General features: G+C 74.0%; 19 protein-coding genes and 1 pseudogene. 11 read left to right on the forward strand and 9 right to left on the reverse strand.

The window, feature by feature from the left end:
• The first annotated feature begins 12 nt into the window (after positions 1-12).
• Together ACIPM1_RS16990 and ACIPM1_RS16995 are read left to right on the forward strand one after the other, a co-directional pair.
• The gene (locus ACIPM1_RS16990) at positions 13-1,347 is read left to right on the forward strand and encodes a sensor histidine kinase (RefSeq protein WP_402434930.1); all 1,335 of its coding nucleotides are present in this window, start codon (positions 13-15) and stop codon (positions 1,345-1,347) included.
• Positions 1,344-1,979: a response regulator gene (locus tag ACIPM1_RS16995; protein WP_402434933.1), complete on the forward strand. Its 636-nt coding sequence runs from the start codon at positions 1,344-1,346 to the stop codon at positions 1,977-1,979. The genes ACIPM1_RS16990 and ACIPM1_RS16995 overlap by 4 nt, the downstream gene beginning before the upstream one ends.
• A 17-nt stretch (positions 1,980-1,996) precedes the next feature.
• Here ACIPM1_RS16995 and ACIPM1_RS17000 read toward each other — a convergent pair whose 3' ends face one another.
• Positions 1,997-2,314, reverse strand: coding sequence for a DUF5955 family protein (locus ACIPM1_RS17000; RefSeq protein ID WP_402434936.1), 318 nt, complete (start codon positions 2,312-2,314; stop codon positions 1,997-1,999).
• A 231-nt stretch (positions 2,315-2,545) separates the two neighbouring features.
• Here ACIPM1_RS17000 and ACIPM1_RS17005 point away from each other — a divergent pair, with 231 nt between their 5' ends.
• A complete protein-coding gene (locus ACIPM1_RS17005) occupies positions 2,546-3,145 on the forward strand; it encodes an NTP transferase domain-containing protein (protein WP_402434939.1) in 600 nt (199 codons plus the stop codon).
• A 247-nt stretch (positions 3,146-3,392) separates the two neighbouring features.
• On the forward strand, positions 3,393-5,018 hold the full coding sequence (gene aceB / locus ACIPM1_RS17010) for a malate synthase A (protein WP_402434942.1): 1,626 nt from the start codon (positions 3,393-3,395) through the stop codon (positions 5,016-5,018).
• Between the two features lie 65 nt (positions 5,019-5,083).
• Here aceB and ACIPM1_RS17015 read toward each other — a convergent pair whose 3' ends face one another.
• The 3 genes from ACIPM1_RS17015 to ACIPM1_RS17025 all read right to left on the reverse strand — a co-directional run bounded on the left by ACIPM1_RS17015 (position 5,084) and on the right by ACIPM1_RS17025 (position 7,850).
• Positions 5,084-5,998, reverse strand: coding sequence for a HipA family kinase (locus tag ACIPM1_RS17015; protein WP_402434945.1), 915 nt, complete (start codon positions 5,996-5,998; stop codon positions 5,084-5,086).
• An 86-nt stretch (positions 5,999-6,084) separates the two neighbouring features.
• Positions 6,085-6,717, reverse strand: a complete 633-nt coding sequence (locus tag ACIPM1_RS17020; protein ID WP_356184036.1) for a response regulator transcription factor — start codon at positions 6,715-6,717, stop codon at positions 6,085-6,087.
• Positions 6,714-7,850, reverse strand: a complete 1,137-nt coding sequence (locus tag ACIPM1_RS17025) for a GAF domain-containing protein (RefSeq protein WP_402434948.1) — start codon at positions 7,848-7,850, stop codon at positions 6,714-6,716. Before ACIPM1_RS17025 ends, ACIPM1_RS17020 begins: the two co-directional genes overlap by 4 nt.
• A gap of 239 nt (positions 7,851-8,089) precedes the next feature.
• Here ACIPM1_RS17025 and ACIPM1_RS17030 point away from each other — a divergent pair.
• From ACIPM1_RS17030 to ACIPM1_RS17045, 4 genes and pseudogenes are all read left to right on the forward strand, one after another.
• Positions 8,090-9,667 (forward strand): annotated as a pseudogene (locus ACIPM1_RS17030) (long-chain-fatty-acid--CoA ligase); the annotation flags it as partial.
• Between the two features lie 117 nt (positions 9,668-9,784).
• Positions 9,785-10,123: a hypothetical protein gene (locus tag ACIPM1_RS17035; protein WP_402434951.1), complete on the forward strand. Its 339-nt coding sequence runs from the start codon at positions 9,785-9,787 to the stop codon at positions 10,121-10,123.
• Entirely contained in the window at positions 10,120-10,674 is a 555-nt protein-coding gene (locus ACIPM1_RS17040; protein WP_402434954.1) for a DUF485 domain-containing protein, read from the forward strand. The genes ACIPM1_RS17035 and ACIPM1_RS17040 overlap by 4 nt, the downstream gene beginning before the upstream one ends.
• Complete coding sequence (locus ACIPM1_RS17045) at positions 10,671-12,281, forward strand: cation acetate symporter (protein WP_402434957.1); 1,611 nt, start codon at positions 10,671-10,673, stop codon at positions 12,279-12,281. Before ACIPM1_RS17040 ends, ACIPM1_RS17045 begins: the two co-directional genes overlap by 4 nt.
• An 82-nt stretch (positions 12,282-12,363) precedes the next feature.
• On the opposite strand, the gene ACIPM1_RS17050 is transcribed toward ACIPM1_RS17045, so the two are convergent.
• The 4 genes from ACIPM1_RS17050 to ACIPM1_RS17065 form a co-directional block, all read right to left on the reverse strand.
• Positions 12,364-13,677: a PucR family transcriptional regulator gene (locus tag ACIPM1_RS17050; RefSeq protein WP_402434959.1), complete on the reverse strand. Its 1,314-nt coding sequence runs from the start codon at positions 13,675-13,677 to the stop codon at positions 12,364-12,366.
• 130 nt (positions 13,678-13,807) lie between these two features.
• Complete coding sequence (locus ACIPM1_RS17055) at positions 13,808-15,367, reverse strand: GMC family oxidoreductase (RefSeq protein ID WP_402434962.1); 1,560 nt, start codon at positions 15,365-15,367, stop codon at positions 13,808-13,810.
• Between the two features lie 43 nt (positions 15,368-15,410).
• A complete protein-coding gene (locus tag ACIPM1_RS17060) occupies positions 15,411-16,829 on the reverse strand; it encodes an aldehyde dehydrogenase family protein (RefSeq protein ID WP_402434965.1) in 1,419 nt (472 codons plus the stop codon).
• Between the two features lie 257 nt (positions 16,830-17,086).
• Positions 17,087-18,589 (reverse strand): IucA/IucC family protein, encoded by a 1,503-nt coding sequence (locus tag ACIPM1_RS17065; RefSeq protein WP_402435475.1) that lies wholly within the window; start codon positions 18,587-18,589, stop codon positions 17,087-17,089.
• A 93-nt stretch (positions 18,590-18,682) separates the two neighbouring features.
• Here ACIPM1_RS17065 and ACIPM1_RS17070 point away from each other — a divergent pair, with 93 nt between their 5' ends.
• From ACIPM1_RS17070 to ACIPM1_RS17080, 3 genes are read left to right on the forward strand one after another with little or no spacing between them, the layout of a single operon-like run.
• Complete coding sequence (locus ACIPM1_RS17070) at positions 18,683-20,311, forward strand: IucA/IucC family protein (protein ID WP_402434968.1); 1,629 nt, start codon at positions 18,683-18,685, stop codon at positions 20,309-20,311.
• Between the two features lie 9 nt (positions 20,312-20,320).
• Entirely contained in the window at positions 20,321-21,586 is a 1,266-nt protein-coding gene (locus ACIPM1_RS17075; protein WP_402434971.1) for a VWA domain-containing protein, read from the forward strand.
• Positions 21,586-22,389: a hypothetical protein gene (locus ACIPM1_RS17080; protein ID WP_402434974.1), complete on the forward strand. Its 804-nt coding sequence runs from the start codon at positions 21,586-21,588 to the stop codon at positions 22,387-22,389. Before ACIPM1_RS17075 ends, ACIPM1_RS17080 begins: the two co-directional genes overlap by 1 nt.
• Positions 22,390-22,582: 193 nt before the next feature.
• Here ACIPM1_RS17080 and ACIPM1_RS17085 read toward each other — a convergent pair whose 3' ends face one another.
• On the reverse strand, positions 22,583-23,209 hold the full coding sequence (locus ACIPM1_RS17085) for a winged helix-turn-helix transcriptional regulator (RefSeq protein ID WP_402434977.1): 627 nt from the start codon (positions 23,207-23,209) through the stop codon (positions 22,583-22,585).
• Positions 23,210-23,216: the final 7 nt, after the last annotated feature.

The raw sequence follows: 23,216 nt of genomic DNA on the forward strand, positions 1-23,216 counted from the left end.
CTGGACGGTGCCATGGACCTCCGCCCGCACTCCCCCGTCGTCGTCGCCCTGCGCCTGTGCCTGTACGCCCTGTTCGCGGGGCTGCTGGCGTTCGCCGCGGCCCGGGCGGACGGCCCCGCCACGGTGGTGGCGGCGCTCGGCACGGGGGCGGTGCTCGCCTGGGGCGCGCTGAGCCCGGCCGTGCGCCGCTCCCGGCGCGCGGCCACCGGGTGGGTGGCGGCACTGACCGCGTCCTGGCTGGTGCTGCTCGCGCTGTCGCCCGACGCCCTGTGGGCCGCCTTCCCGCTGTACTTCCTCCAGCTGCACCTGCTGCCGGTGCGCTGGAGCCTGCCCGTCGTGGGCGCGACCGCGGCGGCGGCCGTCGCCGGATTCGTCGGGCACGGGGCGCCGCTGTCGCCGGGGGCGTTCATCGGCCCGCTGCTCGGCGCCGGGGTCGCCGTCGCCACCGTCCTCGGCTACGAGGCCCTGTACCGGGAGAGCGAACGGCGCCGGGAGCTGATCGAGGAGCTGGTCGCCACCCGTGCCGAACTCGCCGAGGCCGAGCGGGCCGCGGGGACGCTCGCCGAGCGGGAGCGGCTGGCCCGGGAGATCCACGACACCCTGGCGCAGGGCCTGTCCAGCATCCAGCTGCTGCTGCGTGCCGCTCAGCGCGAACTGCCCGCCGGTTCACCGGCCGCCGCGCACATCGAGCAGGCCCGCGCGACGGCCCAGGACAACCTGGCCGAGGCGCGCCGCTTCGTGCGCGCCCTCACCCCGCCCGACCTGGAACGCGGGTCGCTCGCCGGGGCGCTGGAGCGGCTCTGCGCGAATGCGGCGGGAACGACCGCGGTCCGCTTCTCGCTGAGCGGCACCCCGGCCGAGCTGCCCACCCCGTACGAGGTGGCGCTGCTGCGGATCGCCCAGTCCGCGCTCGGCAACACCCTGCGGCACGCCCGCGCCGGCCGCGCCGAGATCACGCTCAGCTTCATGGACACGGCGGTGGCGCTGGACGTCGTCGACGACGGGATCGGGTTCACTCCCGGTAACCCCGGTAACCCCGGTAACCCCGGTGCGCCCGGCGCCGGGACGGAAGCCGGGCCGCGGAGCACGGCGGACGGCGCGACGGCGAGCGCGGCGGACAGCGCGCCGCGGGACGCGGCGGACGGCGGTTTCGGGCTGCCCGCGATGCGCTCGCGCGCCCGCTCGCTGGGCGGCTCCCTCACCGTGGAGTCGGCCCCCGGTCAGGGCACGGCGGTGGCGGTCACCCTCCCCTACCCCCCGGCGGCGGAGACCGGTCGGCACCGGGCCGCCACGAAGGCGGCCCCCTCGGAGCCCCTCCCCCTCCCTCTCTCCAGGAGCCGCGCGTGACGATCCGGCTGCTGCTGGCGGACGATCATCCGGTGGTCCGTGCGGGGCTGCGGGCCGTGCTGTCCGCCGAGCCCGACTTCGAGATCGCCGGGGAGGCGCCGACCGCGGAGCGCGCCGTCGAACTGGCCGCCGCGGGCGGGGTGGACGTGGTGCTGATGGACCTGCAGTTCGGTACCGGCGCACACGGCGCCGAGGCGACCGCGGCGATCACCGCCCGTCCCGGCGCGCCACGCGTGCTGGTACTGACGACGTACGACACCGACGCCGACATCCTCGCCGCGGTGGAGGCCGACGCGGCGGGCTACCTGCTGAAGGACGCCCCGCCGCAGGAACTGGCCGCGGCGGTCCGCACCGCCGCCTCCGGCCGCTCGGCCCTCGCACCCGCCGTCGCCCACCGTCTGATGGACCGGATGCGCACGCCCGCCGCCGCGCTCAGCCGCCGCGAACTGGAGGTGCTGGAACTGGTCCGGGACGGCCTGTCCAACCTGCAGATCAGCAAGCGCCTGTTCCTGAGCCAGGCCACGGTGAAGTCCCATCTGGTGCACGTCTACGCCAAGTTGGGCGTGGATTCGCGCACGGCGGCGGTGGCGGCGGCCACCGAACGCGGGGTCATCCGGCGCCTGCGCCCCTGACCGTAGCCGACGGCCCGTCAGCGGCGCCGGGGCGGCTCCCCGAACAGGTCCACCGCGGCCCGGACCTCCGACAGCCCGCGGGCCAGGGCGCTGACCGAGCCGATCGAGCCGGCGATCAACAGCAGGGAGCGGCGCAGCCGGGGCATCTCGGGTATGCCGTGGGCCGTCATCGCGGCCAGCGCGGCGAGTTCGTCCTCCGCTATGGCGCGATCGGGGAACTCCACCGGGTGAGCTGCGAGTTGGCGGCGCAATCGGGACACGGCGGTGCGCAGCTCCGCCACCCTCTGGTCCTCGCCGCTGCCGGTCACCGGCCTCTGCTCCAAGCTCCGCAACACAGCCCTCCCCGTCGCACCCCGTCGTGCGCAGTTCGCAGTGCTCCCGGCGCACACCCCTGTGGAGTGAGCGCGGCGCCGGGGGACGCGGGTCAGTAAACGCCACCCGAAACGGATGCGCCACCGTGAGGACCGAAATTCAGTCCTCGCTCAAACGCGCGATCGACGGGCGGTCAGGTATGCAGGAACCATGACACGCGCAGACATCGACGGGCTGTCAGGTATGCAGGAACCATGACACGCACAGACGACGAGGTGGCCGGGCTGGTGCTGGCCGCCGGAGGCGGGCGCAGGCTCGGGGGGCGGCCCAAGGCGCTGCTCGAACACCGGGGGCGGCCACTGGTGGAACACGCGGTCGGGGTGCTGCGGGCGGCCGGCTGCACCCGCGTCCACGTGGTCCTCGGGGCACGGGCCGGAGCCGTACGGGAGCGGGCGGAGCTGTCGGGCTGTGTGGTGGTGGAGAACCCGGACTGGGAGCGGGGCATGGGCTTCTCGCTGCGGGCCGGGCTGGAGTCCCTGGCCGGCACGGACGCCCGGTCGGCGCTGGTGCTGCTCGTCGACCAGCCCGGCATCGGGGCCGAGGCGGTGGCCCGGGTGCGCGCCGCGCACCGGGACGAGCGGTCGCTGGCGTCGGCGGCGTACGACGGTGTGCGCGGCCACCCCGTCCTGCTCGGCGCGGCCCACTGGGCGGGCGTCGCGGCGGCCGCGACCGGCGACCGGGGGGCGCGCGCCTATCTGAAAGCGCACGAGGAGGAGATCACCCTGGTCGAGTGCGGGGACGTGGCCCGGCCCCACGACATCGACACCGAGGCGGACTTGCGGCATCTGGAGTGATGCGGGGAAGAGGGTACCTGGAGTGAGCGGGGTGGCACCGAGCGCCACCTTGCCTCGACCCGGAGATTCTCGACATCAACAAACCATTGAACTTCCACCATGAGGAAACTAGTATCCACTGATCAGAAGCCCCCGCCCGCTCCATGGGCAACCTTTGCCCCTTTCGTACCGCTTGGCATCCCGTGCCACGGCAGGGTGGCCAGGCATGTGGTCCGCTGAAGCAGCTCCCCGAAGGAAGTGACAGCTCATGTCCGCACCAGCGCCGTCCCCGCTGGCCATCGTCGACGCCGAGCCCCTGCCCCGGCAGGAGGAGGTCCTCTCCGACGCGGCGCTCGCCTTCGTGGCCGAACTGCACCGGCGGTTCACCCCGCGCCGCGACGACCTCCTCGCCCGCCGCGCGGAGCGCCGCGCCGAGATCGCCCGGACCTCCACCCTCGACTTCCTCCCCGAGACGGCCGCGATCCGCGCGGACGACTCCTGGAAGGTGGCCCCGGCCCCGGCCGCGCTGGAGGACCGCCGGGTCGAGATCACCGGCCCCACCGACCGCAAGATGACCATCAACGCGCTCAATTCGGGTGCGCGGGTCTGGCTCGCCGACTTCGAGGACGCCTCCGCCCCGACCTGGGAGAACGTCGTCCTCGGCCAGCTCAACCTGATCGACGCCTACACCCGGAACATCGACTTCACCGACGCGGCGTCCGGCAAGTCCTACACCCTGCGGCCGGACGAGGAGCTCGCCACGGTCGTCATGCGCCCGCGCGGCTGGCACCTGAACGAGCGTCACCTCGTCGACGAGCGCGGCACCGCGGTGCCCGGCGCCCTCGTCGACTTCGGCCTGTACTTCTTCCACAACGCCCGGCGCCTGCTCGACCTCGGCAAGGGCCCGTACTTCTACCTGCCGAAGACGGAGTCGCACCTGGAGGCCCGCCTCTGGAACGACGTCTTCGTCTTCGCGCAGAACCACCTCGGCGTGCCGCAGGGCACCGTCCGCGCCACCGTCCTGATCGAGACGATCACGGCGGCGTACGAGATGGAGGAGATCCTGTACGAACTGCGCGACCACGCCTCCGGGTTGAACGCCGGCCGCTGGGACTACCTGTTCTCCATCGTGAAGAACTTCCGTGACGGCGGGGCCAAGTTCGTCCTGCCGGACCGCAACGCGGTCACGATGACCGCCCCGTTCATGCGGGCGTACACCGAACTCCTCGTCCGCACCTGCCACAAGCGCGGCGCGCACGCGATCGGCGGCATGGCGGCGTTCATCCCCTCCCGCCGGGACGCGGAGGTCAACAAGGTCGCCTTCGAGAAGGTCCGCGCCGACAAGGACCGCGAGGCGAACGACGGTTTCGACGGCTCGTGGGTCGCCCACCCGGACCTGGTGCCGATCGCCATGGAGTCCTTCGACAAGGTCCTCGGCGACAGGCCGAATCAGAAGGACCGGCTGCGCGAGGACGTCCACGTCGAGGCCGCCGACCTCATCGCGATCGACTCCCTCGACGCCCGGCCCACCTACGCGGGTCTGGTCAACGCCGTCCAGGTCGGCATCCGCTACATCGAGGCCTGGCTGCGCGGCCTCGGCGCGGTCGCCATCTTCAACCTCATGGAGGACGCGGCCACCGCCGAGATCTCCCGGTCGCAGATCTGGCAGTGGATCAACGCGGGGGTGGAGTTCGAGAACGGCGAGAAGGCCACGCCCGAGCTCGCGCGCCGGGTCGCCGCCGAGGAGCTGGAGAACATCCGCGCCGAGATCGGCGCCGACGCCTTCGCCTCGGGCCACTGGCAGCAGGCCCACGACCTGCTGCTGAAGGTCTCCCTCGACGAGGACTACGCCGACTTCCTGACGCTCCCGGCGTACGAGCAGCTCCGGGGCTGAACCGGGAGGCGACGGCCCAGGCACGGTCGGCCGTCAAGTCGTCGGCCGGCCACCGGGGCGGCCGGTCAGCCCAGGTGCGCCGACCAGTCCTGTTCCGCGGCCGGCTTGCCGTGCAGGTCGGGGACCCGCTTGAGCCAGTCCGGCCGTCCCCGCTCGGTCCGCTCCGCGCGCCGGGCCTCCTCGGCGGCGAGCTCCTCCCGGCTGGGGAAGTCGGTCGGCAGCCAGGCCGCCGAGGCCCGGGCCCGCGCGTGCAGATGCCCGACGTACGCCGCGCGGACCTCGTCCGGCGTCGCGAAGCCCGGCTCACCGTCGAGCCAGGCGTCCGGGACCTCCGCGACGATCTCCCGCAGCAGGTCCTCGGTCACCCTGGGGGCCAGCTCGGCGTCGGCCGCCCGCACGTCCGGGGCGTAGTGGCCGAGGGCGTGGTGGCGGAAGTCGTACGCCTTCTCCGGCGACGACGTGTCCCAGCGGTGGTGGAAGACGAGGGCGGCGCCGTGGTCGATGAGCCACAGGCGCGGCGGCGCGATGCCGAGCGTGGGCCAGACCATCAGGTTCGAGCTGTGCACGGTGCGGTCGACGTTCACGGTCAGCGCGTCCAGCCAGACGATCCGCCCCGCCTCCAGCGGGTCCACGGGGAAGCTCCTCGCGACCTCGGGGGTGAAGTCCCGCGCCCCCGGCAGGTGGTCCATGCCGAGGTTGAGACCCCCGCTGGCGGCGTGCAGGTCGCGCACCTCCTGGTGGGGTTCGTGCTCGGCGATCGCCGGGTCGAAGTGCACCAGGACCAGCTCGGGGAAGCGCAGCCCGAGAGCGCGCGCGAGCTCGCCCACGACGACCTCGGCGACCAGCGCCTTGCGGCCCTGCGCGGAGCCGGTGAACTTCACGACGTAGGTGCCGAGGTCGTCGGCCTCCACGACACCGGGCACGGAGCCGCCGGAGTGCAGGGGTGCGACGTAGCGGGTCGCGGTGACCTCTCTCAGCATCTTCCCAGGCCCCAAAGATCGCTCGCCCTGCATCTCATGACGCCGGCAGACCGTCCATGGTAGTGCGCCCGGGGCGGGGCGGGGCGCTAGAGGATCCCGCGCTCGCTCGCGCGCGCCAGGGCCTCCACGCGGTTGCGGGCGCCCAGCTTCTCCAGCGTCCGCTGGAGGTAGGTCTTGACCGTGTTCCGGCTCAGGCCGAGCACGTCGGCGATCTCCGGGTTGGTCTCGCCCATCGCCACCCTGCGCAGGATCTCGTACTCGCGGCGGGTCAGGCCGCTCTCCTTGAGCCTTCGGTTCAGCAGCACGCTGAGCAGGTGGTCCGGGCTGGTGCGGACCACTCTCTCCCCGGCGTCGACCCGGCGGACGATGTCCACCAGGTCCGACCGCTCCGCGTCCTTGACGACCACGGCGTGCGCCCCGGCGTCGAGCGCCTCCTCCAGGGCGGCGTGCTCGGGATAGGCGGTGAAGATCACCACTTTCACCCCGGGAACGCGGGTCCGCAGCTCCCGGACGACCTCGGGGGCGAGCATGTCGGGCAGGCGGAGGTCCAGCAGGACCACGTCCGGCACCAGCCGCTCGGCCTCGCCGATCGCCTCCCGCCCCGAACTGGCGTATCCGGACACGTTGATCCAGGAGGCGTTGCCGAGCGCCAGGGCGACGCCGTCGCGGACGATGGGATGGTCGTCCACGACCAGCACGCGCACCGTCGGCTCGTTCACGCCGGCACCCACATCTGGACGGTCACGCCGCCGTCCTCGTTGCCGCCGACGGTGACCCGGCCGCCCACCCGTTCCAGGCGCTCCGACATGGTGGACAGGCCGATGCCGCGGGAGGAGCCGTCCTCCGGGGGCAGGCCCACACCGTCGTCGGCGACGGTCACCCCGACACCCCCGGACAGGGCGAACACGCTCACCACGACGGACCGGGCGCGCGCGTGCTTCTCGACGTTCAGCAGCGCCTCCCGCGCCGCCTCGGTCAGCGCCCTGATCCGGCCCCGCGCCAGGGCCGGGACCTCGGTCACCATGATCAGCCGGGCGATCACGCCGGTGCGCTGCTGGAAGGCCCTGCAGTCACCGCGCAGCGCGACGCCGAGAGCGACCTCCTCCGGAGGGGCGTGCAGCGCGTGCAGCGACACGCGCAACGCGGCGGCCGCCTGGATCGCCTGCTCCTCCAGGTCTCCCAGACGTGCCGACACGGCGTCCCCGGCCGGCAACTCCTCGGCCAGCGTGCGGATGCCCATGCCCAGGGTGAACAGCATGGCCCCCACGGTGTCGTGCAGGTCCAGCGCGAGCCGGCGCCGTTCCTCGTGCACGGCGACCTCCGCCGCGTGACGGGCACGTTCGGCCACCACCGCGGCCGCCGCCGCCCGGCTCGCCGCCAGTTCCAGGGCCCCGGTCGTCCGGTCGCCGAACACGGAGGTCTCCCGGTTCGCGCCGTAGAGGATGCCCAGCAGCCGGTCGTCGTGGACGACGGGCACGGCGATCATCGCGCCGAGCCCCTCGGTCTCCGCCTGCGCGTTGAAGTGGTGGGTGATGGTGTCGGAGCGGCGGTAGTCACTGACCCACAGCGGCCGGCGCCGGAGCATCACCTGCCCGCCCAGCCCGCACCCGGCGGAGACGACCAGGCCGTCCACGGCGGGCGTACGGGCGTGGACCACGTGTCCGAGCACCAGCCGGTCGGCGCCGTCCGGTTCGCCCACCCACGCGACGTCCACCCCGCTCAGCTCGGGAACGTCGTCCACGATGCGGCGCATGGCGACGGACTGGTCGAGCAGGGCGAGGACCTGGCTGTATCCCTCGGTGAGCTCGAACAGGGCGCTCGGCGGCGGCCGGTCCCGGCTCCCGTCTGACACGTTCGTCATGGTAGGTCGTCTCCCGCGGGCGGACCAGGAGTGGACGTGCGCACTCCGGGCCCACATCCTCCTCCTCCGCCGGTGCCCTGACCATCTCCGAATGGAGACCTCCGAACTCATATCTCCCCCTGGAGCTACCCGCGCCCCGGTGCGGCGCCCAGGATCGCGGCACGAGCCGCAGCGGCCAGTGCGGTGGCCGAGCCGCGCACCGGCATCGAGATCCGAGGGACACCACGCACATGCCCAGCCGCCACCCCGTTCCCAGCACCATGCAGGCCGTGCCCCTGCTCGTGAGCAGACTGCTGGAGAACGGCATGAAGCTGCACGGTGGCAGCGAGGTCGTCACCGCCACCGACACCGGCACCCGCAGCGCCGACTACGCCCGCGTCGGCCGCAACGCCGCCGCGCTCGCCCACGCGCTGGCCGGCCTCGGCGTCCGGCCCGGCGACCGGGTGGCCACCTTCATGTGGAACAACCAGGAGCACCTGGAGGCGTACCTCGCCGTGCCCGCCATGGGCGCCGTGATCCACCCCCTGAACATCCGTCTCTTCCCCGAGCAGCTCACCTACATCGCCGATCACGCCGAGGACACGGTCGTCATCGTCGACGGCCCCCTGCTCGCGGCCTTCGCCGCGCTGTTGCCCGGCATGCGCACGGTGCGCCACGTCATCGTCAACGGGGAGGCGGAGTCCGCACTCGTGCCCGACGCCCCGGTGACCGTCCACGACTACGGGCGGCTGCTGGAAGGCCGGCCCGGATCGTACGACTGGCCGGACCTGGACGAGAACCAGGCGGCGGCCATGTGCTACACCTCCGGGACCACGGGCAACCCCAAGGGCGTCGTCTACAGCCACCGCTCGCTGTACCTGCACTCGCTGGGCATCAGCCTGCCGGACCTGATGGACATCTCCGCCCGGGACCGCCTGCTCGCGATCGTCCCGCAGTTCCACGCGCAGGCCTGGGGCCTGCCGTACGCGGCCTTCCTCACCGGCGCCTCGCTCGCCATGCCGGACAGGTTCCTGGCTCCCGCGCCGCTCGCCCGGTTCATCGCCGCCTCCCGCCCCACCAAGGGCGCGGGCGTGCCGACGGTGTGGCAGGGCCTGGCCGACCACGTCCGGCAGCATCCCGGCGCCGACATCTCCAGCCTCGAGGAGGCCGTCGTGGGCGGCTCCTCCTGCCCGCCGTCGCTGATGCGGACCTACGAGGACGAGCTGGGCATCCGGCTGCTGCACGCCTGGGGGATGACCGAGGTCTCGCCGCTGGGCGCCCTGGCCCGCGCCCCCGAGGGCGCCGAGGGAGAGGACGCCTGGCGGTACCGCCTCAGCCAGGGCCGCTTCCCGGCGCCGGTGGAGGCCCGGCTCGTCGGCCGGGACGGGGCCGTTCTGCCGTGGGACGGGCTGAGCGTCGGCGAGTTGGAGGTGCGCGGTCCCTGGATCACCGGCTCCTACCACCTCGACGAGGCCCCGGAGAAGTTCCACGACGGCTGGCTGCGCACCGGGGACGTCGGAACGATCAGTGCCGACGGCTTCCTCACCCTCACCGACCGGGTCAAGGACGTGATCAAGTCGGGCGGGGAGTGGATCTCGTCCGTCGAGCTGGAGAACCACCTCATGGCGCACCCGGCGGTGGCCGAGGCCTGCGTCGTCGCGGTCCCGGACGACACATGGGGGGAGCGCCCCCTGGCCACGGTGGTGCTCCGGGACGGGAGCGGCACCACCCACGGCGAACTGCGGCGCTTCCTCGCCGGCAAGGTGGCCGCCTGGCAGCTGCCGGAGCGCTGGGCGCTTCTCGACGCGGTGCCCAGGACATCCGTCGGCTAGTTCGACAAGAAGACGCTGCGCAAGCAGTACGCGGACGGGGAGCTGGCCGTCGACGTCGTCACGTGAGCAGCCCCCCGGTCCAAAACCATCCGCCCTTCTCCCCGAGGAACTGTCATGAGCCGCATGACCCCGCCCCCCGAAGGGGATCCTCAGTCGGTGTCGGCCCTGTATCTGAGCCGGCTCGACCACGAGTCCCTGTATTCCGACGCGGAGCTGCTCCGAGCCATCGCCGAGACCGTCGAACGAGTCGGCGGACGGCGGGAGCTCGCCGGCCGGTACGCCGACACGCTGCGCGAGGAGGCCGCGGCGGGTGGCCTCCGGCGCGGCGCGAGGGACAGGTGGGCCCGCCGCATGGCGCGGGAGCTCGCCCGCGACCCGGCCGGTGCCGAGCACCGGCTCGCGCACCGGGCGGCCGGCGGCCCGGGCACCGAGCCGCCGAGAGGGACGTCATGAGCCCGGCGGTCCCCCCGCCACCGTCGCGGGAGCCCCATCAGGGGCAGGGCCCCGGTCCGTGGCGGAACTCCGATCCGGGTCAGGGCTCCGGCCCCTGGCGGGGACAGGGGCCATGGACGGATCCCGGCCCCTGGCAGCGTCCCGCCGCCTACGGGCGGCCGACGCCCCCGCCCCGTCCGCACCCCGCCGCGTACGGCGCACCGCACTCCGCCACGTACCACTCCGCGACGTTCGCGGCCCCGTACGCCCCCGAGCCGCCCCAGGACGATCCGGCCCTGCCGCGTCTGCGCGCGGCACGCCGGCGGCCGGTCTTCACCGTGGCCGGCGCGGTCGTCGCGCTCTACCTCCTCAACGCCCTGCTGGCGAGCGAGGCGCGCGGGGTGATGGCGGTACGGATCGCCGGGCCGCTGAACACGGGCCTGGCCATGAGCCTCGTGCAGTGCCTCACCACCGTCTGGGCGGTCCGCTGGTACAACCGCCATGCCAGGACCCACTTCGACCCCGGCCCGCATCCGGGGGACCGGTTCGGCTCGCGGGAGGACGCGCGATGACCACCGCCGCCTCCCTGGCCGCCGCCGGCCCGTTCCCGGTGTTCGTGGTCTTCGCCGCCTTCGTGGCCAGCGCGCTGTTCCTGGCCCTGTGGGTCACGACGGACCGGGTCACTCCGGGCGACTTCTACGTGAGCGACGGCCGGCTCACGCCGGCACGCAACGGTGTCGCGCTCTTCGGCGACTACATGTCGGCCGCGACCCTGCTCGGCTCCCCCGGAGTGGTCGCGCTGGCGGGGTACGACGGCATCTCCTACCTGCTGGGCCCGATCGTCGCCTGGGTGGTGATGCTCCTGCTGATCGCCGAGCCGTTCCACAGCACCGGCCGCTACACGATCGGCGACAGCCTGGGGAGGCGTCTGCGTCCCCGGTCCGTGCACCTGGCCTCGGGCATCTCCGTCCTCGTCATCTCGCTGGTGTACCTGACCGCCCAACTGGTCGGCGCCGGGGCGCTCGCCGCGCCGATCCTCGGTCTGGACGGCGCCGGCGCGCGGCAGATCATGGTCGGGGCGCTCGGGATCCTCATGGTGCTCTACGTACTGATCGGCGGCATGCGGGCGACGACCGCCGTACAGCTGGTCAAGGCCGTGCTGCTGCTCGGCGGCGGCGGATGGCTGGCCGTCCTCGTCATGTCGCGCTACGGCTGGGACCCTTCGGTCCTGCTGACCCGGGCGGCGGACCACAGCGGGCTGCGGGACGCCTTCCTGCGGCCGGGCGTGCGCTACGGCGACGACAGCGTGGGCAGGCTCGACTCGCTCAGCCTGCAACTGGCCGTGCTGCTGGGAGCCGCGGGGCTGCCGCACCTGCTCATGCGGCTCGGGGCGGTGCCCACCGCGCGTGCGGCACGCGGATCGGTCACGTGGGCGACCTGGCTGACGGTGGTGTTCTGCCTGACGGGCGGTGTGCTCGGGTTCGGCGCGGTGGCCGTGCTCGGACGCGGCACCATCACCGCCGACAGCGCCACCGGCAACTCCGCCGTCCTGCTTCTGACGGAGCGTCTCGGCGGGGCGTTCCTGCTCACCGTGATCTCGTGCGTCGCCTTCACCACGATCCTGGCGGTGGTCGCCGGAATCGTGCTGGCCGCGTCGACCGCGCTGGCACACGACCTCTACCAGGTCGCGCTGCGGGCGGGCAGGGCGTCGGAGAGGAGCGAACTCCTGGTCGCCAGGGGCGGGGTGCTGCTGATCGGGGTCACCGCCACGGGACTGTCCCTGTACGCCCAGGGCCAGAACATCTCGTTCCTGGTGGGCCTGGCCTTCGCCGTCGCGGCGTCCGCGATCCTGCCGGCGCTGCTGTACCACCTGTACTGGAGGCGCTTCACCACCAGGGGGGCGCTCTGGAGCATGTACGGCGGGCTGCTCTCCTCGGTGCTGCTGGTGCTGCTCTCCCCCGCCCTGTCCGGGGGGCCGGCATCGCTGCTGCCGGACAGGGACTTCGCCGTCTTCCCGCTCAGCAACCCGGCGCTGGTGTCCATCCCGCTCGGCTTCCTGTTCGGCTGGCTGGGATCGGTCCTCGACCGGAGGGAACGGGGCGGCGCGGAGTACGCCGAACTGGAGGCGCGGGTCCTGCTGGGAACCGGGGCGGGCGCGTCCCGCGGGACCGGCCCCTGACGGGGAGGCCGCCGGGGCGCTGAGCCGCCGTGACCGCTGCGCCGTCCCCCGGCCCGCCCAGGGCGGGGGGACGGCGCCCGCGTCAGACGCCGGGCGTGCCGGCGGACGACGGCCCCGTCAGCAGGCGGTGCGCCTCCAGCGCGAGGTGGATCTCGCTCGCTCCCACCGGGTCGGCGGGTGAGCGCCCGGTGAGTTCCTGTACGCGCCGCAGACGGTGGGTCACCGTGTTGCGGTGGCAGTACATCCGGGCGGCCGTCTCGGCGGCGGACCCGCCCGAGGCGAACCACCGGCCCAGCGTCTCCAGGAGCACGTCCCTTTCGTGCGGCGGGAGTTCGAGAACGGGGCTGAGTACGGTGCGCACCGCGTGCCGGGCCGAGTCGGGGGCGCTCACCACCATCAGGCGGACCGGTGAGTCGCCGTACGAGACCACCTCGCCGGTGCCCGGCTCGACGCAGGCGCAGGCGAGCCGCGCCTGGCGGAAGGCGCCCGGCACCTGCTCCAGGCCGTGGAAGAGGGTGCTCACCCCCACCCGCCGGGCGCCTCGCCGGCGCATGAGGTCCATTGCCTGGGCGAGGCCCCGGGGAGACCGCAGCGAGAGCAGCCCCACCTGCGCGTCCTCTTCCTGTCGCCAGACCGACCGGATGCCGAGGCCCCGCAGCGCGCCCTCCAGGTCGTACAGCGAACCCTCGTCCGCCGGACGGCCCCCGGATCCGCCCTCGGCACTCACCACGGCGAAGACTCCGCGCTGCGGCAGCCGCAGCGCGTCGGCGCACTCCCACAGGTGCGTGCTTTCGTCCAGCCTGCCGTCGAGCAGTGCGGCGAGCAGCAGGCTTCTGACCTGCCGGTCGTGGTGGGCCCTTTCGGTCATGGCTTCGCGGTAGGCCGTCGCCACCGCGTCGGTGAAGGCGTCACTGACCGACCAGACGGCCGTGGCGACGTACGGCATCTCCCGGGTGACGGTGTCTCCCGCCTCGCTCAGGACGCACTCCCACAGGAACCGTCCGGCGAGCCGGTAGGCGTGCGTCACCGCCGACAGCGGCACCCCGTGCTCGGCCTTGAAACGGCCGGTGTCGTGCGGCACGCGCAGGTCGAGGGCGTCCCGGCCGAGCTGGGTGACCATGGAGTGCAGGTTGTCCGCGCAGGAGGTGCGCAGCTGGTCGTGCTTCACATGGCCGTGGTCGCGGTAGGCGTCCTCCTCCTGCGTGATCCGGCAGGTGAGGAGGTCGGCGAACCGGTCGATCCCCGGCAGCAGCACGTCGACCAGCTCGCGCAGGCCGTCGTCGGTTCCCGCGCCGTCGTCCGTTCGCGCGCACGCCCCGTCGTCCGTTCGCGCGCCGTCGTCTCTTCGCGCGCCGCCGTCCTCGCGTACGCCGTTGTTCCGGGAGATGGCAGTCATGGGAGCTCCGCAGCGAAGTGGGCGGGACCGCCGGCCGGGCGGTCCCCCCACGTCGGGCCGGTGGCCCGGTACCGGCCGGGCCACTGGCAGAGTAGCCACGCGACGTGGCGGTGGCGAGGGGCCGCCGGCGTCAGACGCCGGTGGCCGCCGTGCCGCGGATGAGGTCGGCCGCCCGCTCCGCGATCATGATCGTCGGCGCGTTGGTGTTGCCCCGGACGACGGTCGGCATGACGGAGGCGTCGACCACCCGCAGCCCCGCCACACCGTGCACGCGCAGCTCGTGGTCGACCACCGGGCCGATCGGGCAGGTGCTCGTGGGGTGGTAGAGGGTCTGCAGCTCGCGCCGCGCGTACGCCAGCAGGTCGGCGTCGCTGTCGGACGCCGGCGTCAGGAAGTCCGCTCTGTGATGTGCCCGCAGGGCGGGCCGGCCGACGATGTCCAGCACCAGCCGCAGCGCGCGGACCGCCGTCGCCCGGTCCTCCTCGGTGGTCAGGTAGTTGTGCAGGATGCGCGGTTTCGCGCTGGGCAGCGCCGAACGCAGCAGGACCTTCCCCCGGCTGGTGGGAGCGAGCAGCACCGCGCCGATGTGGAAGGCGTGGTCGGTGGCGGCTCCCAGCCCCTCCTGGTGGAACATCGCCGGTACGGCGTGGATCTGCACGTCCGGGGCGTCGAGCCCGTCGGTGGTCCGGAAGAACCCGCCGCCCTCGCCGGCGTTCGAGGTGAGGGGCCCGCGGCCCTCGGTCTCCAGCAGCCGCAGGTTCTCCGGTGTCTCCGCGGTGAGCAGGGACTCGGTGTCGGTGAGGTGGACGACGGCCAGGTGCGGATGGTCCTGGAGGTTCTCGCCCACGGGCAGGTCCACCCTGGGGGCGATGCCGAGGGTGGCGAGCTCGTCGGCGACGCCGATCCCGGAGAGCATGAGCAGCTGAGGTGAGTTGTACGCGCCCGCCGAGAGGACGACCTCACGCTCGCACCGGAGTTCCCGCGTCGTCCCGTCCCGGTCCACCTCGACGCCGACGGTCCGTTCCGCGTCGAAGAGGATCCTGGTGCACTGGGCGCCGGTGAGCACGGACAGGTTGGGGCGTTCTCGCGCCGGTCTCAGGTAGGCGGCGGCCGTACTGCACCGCAGGCCCCCGCGCTGGGTCAGCTCGTAGTAGCCGACTCCGTCCTGCACGGGCCCGTTGAAGTCGGGGTTGAACGCGTGGCCCGCCTGCCGCGCCGCCGCCACGAAGGCGTCGACGAGGGGGCTGCGGGAGCGTCCGGGGCTGACCGGGAGCGGGCCGCCGGCGCCGTGCCACTCGGAGGCCCCGCCGTGGTGGTCCTCCGAGCGCAGGAAGTACGGCAGGACGTCGTCCCAGCCCCAGCCCTTGGCTCCGCCGGCGGCCCAGGAGTCGTAGTCCCGGCGGTTGCCGCGGATGTAGATCATGGCGTTCATCGAGGAGGACCCGCCGAGCATCCGGCCGCGCGGCAGATAGCGCCGCCGGTCTCCCAGGCCCGGTTCGGGCTCGGTGAGGTAGTCCCAGTCGTACTTGCTGCGGAACAGCTTGGCGAACGCGGCCGGAACGTGGATCTCCTGCGCGTCGTCGGCCGGTCCGGCCTCCACGAGCAGGACGTGTACGTCCGGGTCCTCGCTGAGCCGGGCGGCGAGCACACAGCCAGCGGAACCCGCGCCCACGATGATGTAGTCGTACATGAGGTGTCCTCTCCGGCGCCGGGGGCCGGCGGCCGACGGGCGGTCAGTGCTGGATGGCCTTGGTCTCCAGGAACTCCTCGAAGCCCAGGCGCCCGGCCTCCCGGCCCACGCCCGACTGCTTGTAACCGCCGAACGGGGCGAGGGGGTTGAAGGCGCCGCCGTTCACGTCGACCATTCCGGCCCGGATCCGCCGGGCGACGGCCCGCGCCCGCTCGGGGTCACCGGACCACACGGCGCCGGCGAGACCGTAGGGCGTGTCGTTGGCGATGGCGACGGCCTCCTCCTCGGTGTCGTAGGGAAGGATCGACAGCACGGGTCCGAAGATCTCCTCGCGGGCGATGGTCATGTCGTTGGTGACGTCGGTGAAGACGGTGGGGGCGACGAAGTAGCCGGGCCCGTCGTGCGGTGCGTCGGGGCCGCCGGTGAGCAGGGTGGCGCCCTCGGCGATCCCGGTCGCGATGTAGTCGCGGACCCGCTTGAGCTGGACGTCGGAGACCATGGGACCGATCCGCGTCTCCTCGTCCTGGGGGTCTCCTACGTGGTAGCCGCGCGCCGCCTCGGCAGCGATCCGCCCGGCCTCCTCGAGCTTGTCACGGGGAACGAGCATGCGGGTGAGGGCGATACAGGTCTGGCCGGAATTGAGGTAGCACTTGGCCACTCCGTCGGTGACCGCGGCCTGAAGGTCGGCGTCGTCCAGGATGATGTTGGGTGACTTGCCGCCGAGTTCGAGCGCCACCTTCTTGACCGTGCGCGCCGCGAGCTCCGCCACCCGGCGGCCGGCCCGGGTCGATCCGGTGAAGGAGACCATCGACACGTCGGGGTGGTCCGCCAGCGCCTCACCCACCACCGGGCCGTAGCCGGTCACCACGTTGAGCACTCCGGCGGGCAGCCCCGCCGACTCGGCGATCTCCGCCAGGAGCATGGCGGACAGGGGGGCGACCTCGGAGGGCTTGAGCACGACGGTGCAGCCCGCCGCCAGCGCGAGCGCCACCTTCAACGAGACCTGGTGCAAAGGGAAGTTCCACGGCGTGATGCAGCCGACCACCCCGACGGGCTCGCGGACGACGTGGGTGTTGCCGATCTCCTCGGGCCCGAAGTCGAAGCCGGTCGCCAGCTCGGCGGCGTGGCCGAAGGTGAAGACGGGCAGTCCCGACTGCAGGACACGGCTCTCCTGGACGGGGGTGCCGACCTCGCTCGCCACCAGGCGCGCGATGTCCTCCGCGCGCTCCTCGAGCGCCTGGTGGATCCGCGTCAGATAGTCCGCGCGGACCTGGGGGGAGGCCTGGGACCACGTCTCGAACGCCCGGGCGGCGGCGCGCACCGCCCGGTCGACGTCCTCCGGCGTACCGGCCACGACCGAGCCGATCACCTGTTCGTCCGCGGGGTTGACGACCTCGATCGCCTCGGGGTTCGGCGCCTGCGTCCACTGCCCGTCGATGAAGTGCCCGCTGTATGCCTTCATGCCTGCGCTCCCTTGCCACCTGTCGGCCGGATGTTTCCGGGGCAGTGTGCGTGAGCCGTCACGGCGGGGTCGATGGAGCGGTGAAGCCGGATCGGGCCGCCCGATTGTGCGTCCGCACATCCGCCCGGCTCCGGGCGGGCAGCGGGCCGGGGCCCTCGGCGGGCCGCGGACGGATCCCGCCCCGCGTCCCGTCCTCCGGCGCCGGCCGTCGGCGTCCGCGCGGCTCCCGCGGTCTCGCCGTGCTCCCCGGCCGGGACCTACCCGCCGGCCAGCGGGTTCGGCAGCGGCAGATAGCGGGCGTCGGCGCCGTCCGCGCCGGTCCAGCGCAGCAGCAGGTTCGTCTTGCCGGGCAGGGTGGGGGACGTCAGCAGACCGGGGATCTCGGGCAGATCGTGCCGGGCCAGCTCGCGGCGGGCGGCGGGCCACGGGTCGAGCCCGCGGTGGCGTTCGACGAGGGCGGCGGCGATCTCGGCGAGGTGGTTGACGACCAGGCAGTACACCAGCCGCTCCCACCCGGCCTCCCGGGACACCTCCGGCAGCAGCTTCACACCCTCCGCGTCCCGGAAGAGCGCCTGCACGGGTGTTCCGCCGCCGTCGACCGCGATCAGCGAGTTCTGCAGGTGCGCCTCCAGGACGACGCCGTGGCGGGCGAACACCGTCAGGACGGGCGGCACGACCTGGCGCAGATACGCCTCCCACCACCGCGCCGGATCCGCCGGGCCGTCGAGCGGGCTGCCGTCGAAGCCCTCGGCGAGGGCGGCGGCCAGCAGCGGGGTCGCGCCGGGCCGGACGTGCCCGCGCACCCCGTCGCGGACCAGCACCGCCAACTCCTCGTGGGCGAAGGCGGCCGTGCGGTGGCCGCGGTCGCTCAGCCAGGCCGCCGGGCCGTCCAGCGCGGCGAAGGCGCGCGTCACGGCCGTGTCGGTGCGGCGCAGCCTCACCAGGTCGTGCCGCCACAGCCTCCGAACGTCGTTGGTGATGCGCACATCGAGGCTGAACTTCAGGAAGAGGTCCAGGTCGGGGGCGTACACCGTGCGCACGGCGGCCGTCGGCCAGGTGCCGAACCCGGTACTGCCCAGCCGGACGAGGCGGCCGTCGGCGAAGGCGGCGTCGAGTTCGCGGCCGACGAGGTCGAGCTGCCAGGGGTGCGCGGGCAGCAGCCGGTAACCGGGCGGGGCCTGGCCGAGGGCGTCGAGGGCCGAGGTGTCGCCCTCCTCGACGACGGCGTCCTCGCGCACGCCGAGCAGCACCAGCGGGAAGCTCGCGTGCGCCTCGGGCGCGTACGGCAGCCAGGAGACGACCGGGCCGCCGCCCCGGGCCTTGGGCGCGGGGTGGTACGGATGGCCGGTGACGAGGGCCTGCTCGGAGCGCTGGTACGGGTCGCGGGGCGGCGGCGTCCGGTCGCGGGCGGCGAGCAGCGCCGCCACCGCGTCCCGGCTGTCGATCATCTCGGCGGGCAGTTCGTCGTTGGACAGGCCGGTGTGCCGGCGCAGCTCCTCGGCCACCAGCTTCACCAGTTCGGTGTGGCCGACGCGGTGCCAGGCGCCCTCGGTGTACACCTCGGGCTCGGCGGGCCGCCGTCCGCCGCGCACCCGCAGCAGCCGGCCCCCGCCCGGCAGCCGGTACACCCGCCGTCCCGCCCGGTCCGGGCGCGGCTGCGCCACCTCCCGGATCAGGCAGTTCAGCAGAGGCGCGGCCGCGTAGGCGTCGGCGCGCGCTCCGACGTCGGCGCTGGGGGGCATGAGCTCCACGCGTTCCATTCGTTCCATACGTCCAAAGGGTGCGAGGGTGATCAGTATGTCTGTCCGGAGCCCGCTACCGTGACGCCCGATCCGGACCCGAGGAGCCCGACCGTGCACCGCTTTCCCACCGCCGAGGACGAGGTCGCCGAGGAGCTGGCCGCCGCCCGCCCCGGTCTCCTGCCACGGTACGCGGCGGAGCTGCCCGGCGCCCGGGCCGCCGTGCTGTCCCGGCTGTGGCGCGCACTGGCCCACGAGCCGCTGCCGTGGATCACCCGGCGCGAGCCCGCGCGGGACGGGCTGGTCCTGTGGTTGTCCGACGGCCGCAGGCTGCACGGCCCGGCGGCGGACCCCTACGCCACCGGCGCCTACGTCACCGCCGTACGCCTGGGCGGGGAGGCGTACGAGGATCCGGCCCGCCTCATGACGGGCCTGCGGGTGCCGCACGGTACGGCGCTGGCGGCCGAACTCGGGCACAGCGTCGCGTCGTTGGCGCTGTCCCGGGCCGGCCGGCCCGTCGGCGCCGGGACCGGCCGGGAGGTCGAGGGCAGGACCGGCCGGGAGCTCGGGGACGGGACCGGACACGAGGTCGGGGGCGGGCACAGGCGCGCGGCAGGGGGCGGGGCTCACCCGAAGGAGTGGCCGGTCGAGGACTGGGAGTGGGAGCAGCGGGTGGTCGACGGGCATCCCTTCCACCCCAACTGCCGCTCCCGGCCGGGTTTCTCGGTCGCCGAGCAGCTCGCGTACGCGCCGGAGCACGGGCCGGTGGTGGAACTGGGGCTGGTGCCCGTGCCGGCCGCGGAGTGCCTGGTGACCGGCGCCTGGCCGGAGGACCTGCGGGACGGCGGGCGGCTGCTGGTCCCGGTGCATCCCTGGCAGGCGGCGCACGTGCTCGAGGGCGGCCGCGGCGACGGCGGGTTCGCCGCGCACCCGCTGATGTCGCTGCGCACCCTGGCGGTTCCCGGCGGCCCGCACGTCAAGACCGCGCTGACCGCCCGGCTGACGTCGTCGGTGCGGGACATGTCCGTCGCCTCGGTCGCCGCCTCGGCCGCCCTGTCGGCCTTCGGCGAGGAACTGGCGGCGCGCGGCGGCGGCCTGCTGCACGTCACCCGCACGCTCGCCGCGGCCACCGCCCACTCCCCCGACCTGGCGGCGCAGTGGCGCGAGTCGCCCCGGCGGTACGCGGCTGCCGGGGAGCACGTGCTGCCGGTGGCGGCGCTGGCGACCACCGGCCTGCCCCAGTCCCCCCTCTGGCTGGCCGACTTCACGCACCTGGTGCTGACCGTCGGCCTGCGGCTGCTGGAGCTGGGCGTGGCCCTGGAGGCACACGGCCAGAACCTCCTGGTGGTGCTGTCCTCCTCGGGCGCGCCGCTGCGGCTGGTCTACCGCGACCTCGCCGACATCCGCGTCTCTCCCGCCCGGCTGGCCCGGCACGGCATCGGGGTGTCCGGGCTGCCCGGCCGGATCCTCACCGACGATCCGACCGCCCTGCGGCGCAAGCTGTTCGGGTCGCTGGTGGCGGGGGCGCTGGCGGGCACGGCGGGCTCCGGACCGGCCCTGCGGGCGGCCCTGGAGGCAGGCGTACGGGGTCTGCCGCGCACCCCGGATCTGGTGGCGCTGTGCGAACGGCCGCTGCCCGCCAAGGCGTTGACGCTGATGCGGCTGTCCCCCGGGATGCCCGGCGACCTGTGGGCGACGCTGCCCAACCCGCTCGTTTTGGAGCCCGGGAGGTCCGGTCAATAAGATCCGCCGATGATCACAAGACAACGGCTGGCGGCAGGGGTCTGTGCTCTGCTCGCCGCCCTGACGGCCGGGCTGGCCTTTCCCACGGCGGCGGCGGCCGGCGAACCGGACGGCAAGGCCGCCCCGAAGGTCGAACTCGTCCTGGACGTCAGCGGTTCCATGCGCGCGCGGGACATCGACGGCGGGTCGCGGATGGCCGCGGCGAAGCAGGCGTTCGACGAGGTGCTCGACGCCACGCCCGAGGAGGTCCAGCTCGGCATACGCACCCTCGGCGCCAACTACCGCGGCAACGACCGGAAGACGGGCTGCAAGGACACCGCGCAGCTCTACCCGGTCGGTCCGCTCGACCGCACCGAGGCGAAGACGGCGGTCGCGACGCTGGCGCCGACCGGCTGGACGCCGATCGGGCCCGCGCTGCTGAAGGCGGCCACGGACCTCGACGGCGGGGACGGCACCCGCCGCATCGTCCTGATCAGCGACGGCGAGGACACCTGCCAGCCGCTGGACCCGTGCGAGGTGGCCCGCGAGATCGCCGCCAAGGGCATCGGCCTGACCATCGACACCCTCGGCCTGGTGCCGGACGCGAAGACCCGCGACCAGCTCAGCTGCATCGCGGACGCGACCGGCGGCACCTACACCTCCGTGCGGCACAAGGAGGAACTCTCCGACCGGGTCGGTCAGTTGGTGGACCGGGCGGCCGATCCGGTGGTGACGCCGGTCGCCACCGAGGGGGCCGACGCGTGCGCGAACGCCCCCTCGCTGAAGTCCGGCCTCTACACCGACCGCGAGGAGTTCGGGCAGCAGCGCTGGTACCGGGTGGACGTGAACCCGGGCCAGGAGCTGCGTACTTCGGTGAGCGTGGCGGCCGACCGGGCGGTGAACCCGGACTACGGGGTGCTGCTGCGGGCGGTGACCGTGCACGGCCGGGAGATCGTGCGCGGCGAGAGCGCGGGCAACGGCCGTACCGATGTGATCTCCACGGGGCTGCGCTATCCGAAGCGGGAGAGCGACGACGACAACGCCCCCGCCGAGACCGTGTGTCTGCAGGTGACCAACTCCTTCTCGCCCGGCGCCGGGGTGAAGACCGCACCGGGTCTGCCGCTGGAGCTGACCGTCGACGTGGTGGACGGCCCGGACCCGGCGGGCGACGTGGCCGCCTTCGGCCTCGGCCGCGGCTGGTGGCTGATCGGCGTACTGGTACTGGCCGGCTTCGTCGCGGGTCTGCTGTGGGGCTGGCTCTCGCGCTGGCGGGTCGCGGTCTGGAGGACGAACTGATGCGTATCACCCGTGTGTTGAGCACCGCCCTGCTGGCCCTCGGGCTGGCCGCGGGCCCCGCCGTGGCCGACTCCTCCCCCTCGGCGAGCCCCTCCGGCGACGGCAGCGCGCCGACCGAGGCGGGCACGTCGTTCCGTACGGCGACCGAGATCGAGCAGGGGCAGCAGGCCACCGCGACCGGTTCCACCGGTGACTACCTGTACTGGTCGTTTCCCGCGGACGCCGGGCAGCGCCCCACGGTGAAGGCCACGGTCGAGCTGCCGGACACGCACACCGCGCAGACCTGGCAGATCGACGTGTACGACGGTCTGCGCCGCCGCCAGTCCTGCCAGTACGGCGCCCAGACCCGCGCCGCCGCCCCGGGCGCGGCCTCCGTGGAGCTGGCCTGCGTGCTGCGCACGGTGCGCGCCTGGTCGGAACCGTGGGCGAACGACCCGCTGCCGGGCACGTACTACGTGCGGCTGACGGTGGTGGGGCTGCGGTCCTCCGACCTGGGCCTGCCGGTCCGCGCCGAGGTGCGGGCCGACTCCGCGGACATCGGCGGGGCGGCCGCGGTGGACGGCTCCCTGGCGAAGCCGCTCGTCCCCGGGATCGCGGTCAAGTCCGCCGCCGAGGAGGACGGTTCGGCGAAGTCGGCGGTGCTGTCCGCCGTGAAGCCGGACGACGGCTGGTCCTCCGGCTGGTGGTCCGACCGGTGGGTGTGGACGGCGATCGGCGGGGCGCTGGCCGCGCTCGCCGGAGTCGGCGGCTACGCGCTGACCCGCGGGTCGGGACGGCCCTCCCGGGTGCCCCCGGGCGCCTGACCCCCTGGCCCACGGAAGGCCCGCCGCCCCCCGGCGGGCCTTCTCCGCCACCCCGCCGCGGCCTGCCCTCCGGTCGCGCCGCCCCTCGGCCGCGCCTGCCGACCCACGCGCACCCCGCTTCGCGCCCCAGGCTCACGCACCGCGTACCGCGCCCCCGTCCCAGGCCTCACGCCTCCCGCCTCACGGAGCACGTTCACGCCTCGCGCAGCGCCTTGGCCGCCGCGCCGTCCCCGGTCACCGCCACGCGTCCGGCCCGGACCGCCTCCGGCAGGTTCGTCTCCCCGCGGCCGATGGCCGCGCAGGTGGCGGAGTCGAGCACCAGCCGGGCGTCCGGTTCCGTCGGCGCGGGCCCGTCCCCGTAGACCGGGCCGTCCTCGGCACCGGCGTGGAGGTGGAAGGTCCCCTCCTCCAGCCGGACCTCGACGAGCCCCTCCCCCGGCAGCCCGCGCAGCAGGGGCAGCGCGAACCAGTGGGCGCGTACCGCGTCGGTGGGCCGCCGCTCGCCCAGCGCGGCCTCCCCCCACGTCCCGAGCGCCTGGAGGACCGGCAGCAACGCACGGCCACGGGCGGTGAGTTCGTAGACGTAGGCGGCGCCCGGGGGCGGCAGCCGGCGGCGGGTCGCCAGGCCGTCGCGCTCCATGTCCTTCAGCCGGGAGGCGAGCATGTCGGTGCTCACGCCCGGCAGGTCGGCGTGCAGGTCCGTGTAGCGGCGCGGGCCGGCCAGGAGTTCGCGGACGATCAGCAGGGTCCAGCGGTCACCGACGACGTCGAGCGCGCGGGCGGCGGAACAGTACTGGTCGTAGCTGCGGCGAGGTGACATGCGGCGC

It is taken from the genome of Streptomyces sp. NPDC086766, assembly GCF_044746005.1.
GTDB lineage: Bacteria > Actinomycetota > Actinomycetes > Streptomycetales > Streptomycetaceae > Streptomyces.

Coding starts and splice junctions, on each gene's coding strand:
- ACIPM1_RS17015 (WP_402434945.1), bottom strand. CDS start 5,998: ATGCTGAGAGAGGTCACCGCGACCCGCTACGTCGCACCCCTGCACTCC.
- ACIPM1_RS17005 (WP_402434939.1), top strand. CDS start 2,546: ATGACACGCACAGACGACGAGGTGGCCGGGCTGGTGCTGGCCGCCGGA.
- ACIPM1_RS17050 (WP_402434959.1), bottom strand. CDS start 13,677: ATGACTGCCATCTCCCGGAACAACGGCGTACGCGAGGACGGCGGCGCG.
- ACIPM1_RS17075 (WP_402434971.1), top strand. CDS start 20,321: ATGATCACAAGACAACGGCTGGCGGCAGGGGTCTGTGCTCTGCTCGCC.
- ACIPM1_RS17080 (WP_402434974.1), top strand. CDS start 21,586: ATGCGTATCACCCGTGTGTTGAGCACCGCCCTGCTGGCCCTCGGGCTG.
- ACIPM1_RS17045 (WP_402434957.1), top strand. CDS start 10,671: ATGACCACCGCCGCCTCCCTGGCCGCCGCCGGCCCGTTCCCGGTGTTC.
- ACIPM1_RS17060 (WP_402434965.1), bottom strand. CDS start 16,829: ATGAAGGCATACAGCGGGCACTTCATCGACGGGCAGTGGACGCAGGCG.
- ACIPM1_RS16990 (WP_402434930.1), top strand. CDS start 13: ATGGACCTCCGCCCGCACTCCCCCGTCGTCGTCGCCCTGCGCCTGTGC.
- ACIPM1_RS17065 (WP_402435475.1), bottom strand. CDS start 18,589: ATGGAACGCGTGGAGCTCATGCCCCCCAGCGCCGACGTCGGAGCGCGC.
- ACIPM1_RS17085 (WP_402434977.1), bottom strand. CDS start 23,209: ATGTCACCTCGCCGCAGCTACGACCAGTACTGTTCCGCCGCCCGCGCG.
- ACIPM1_RS17035 (WP_402434951.1), top strand. CDS start 9,785: ATGAGCCGCATGACCCCGCCCCCCGAAGGGGATCCTCAGTCGGTGTCG.
- aceB (WP_402434942.1), top strand. CDS start 3,393: ATGTCCGCACCAGCGCCGTCCCCGCTGGCCATCGTCGACGCCGAGCCC.
- ACIPM1_RS17055 (WP_402434962.1), bottom strand. CDS start 15,367: ATGTACGACTACATCATCGTGGGCGCGGGTTCCGCTGGCTGTGTGCTC.
- ACIPM1_RS17040 (WP_402434954.1), top strand. CDS start 10,120: ATGAGCCCGGCGGTCCCCCCGCCACCGTCGCGGGAGCCCCATCAGGGG.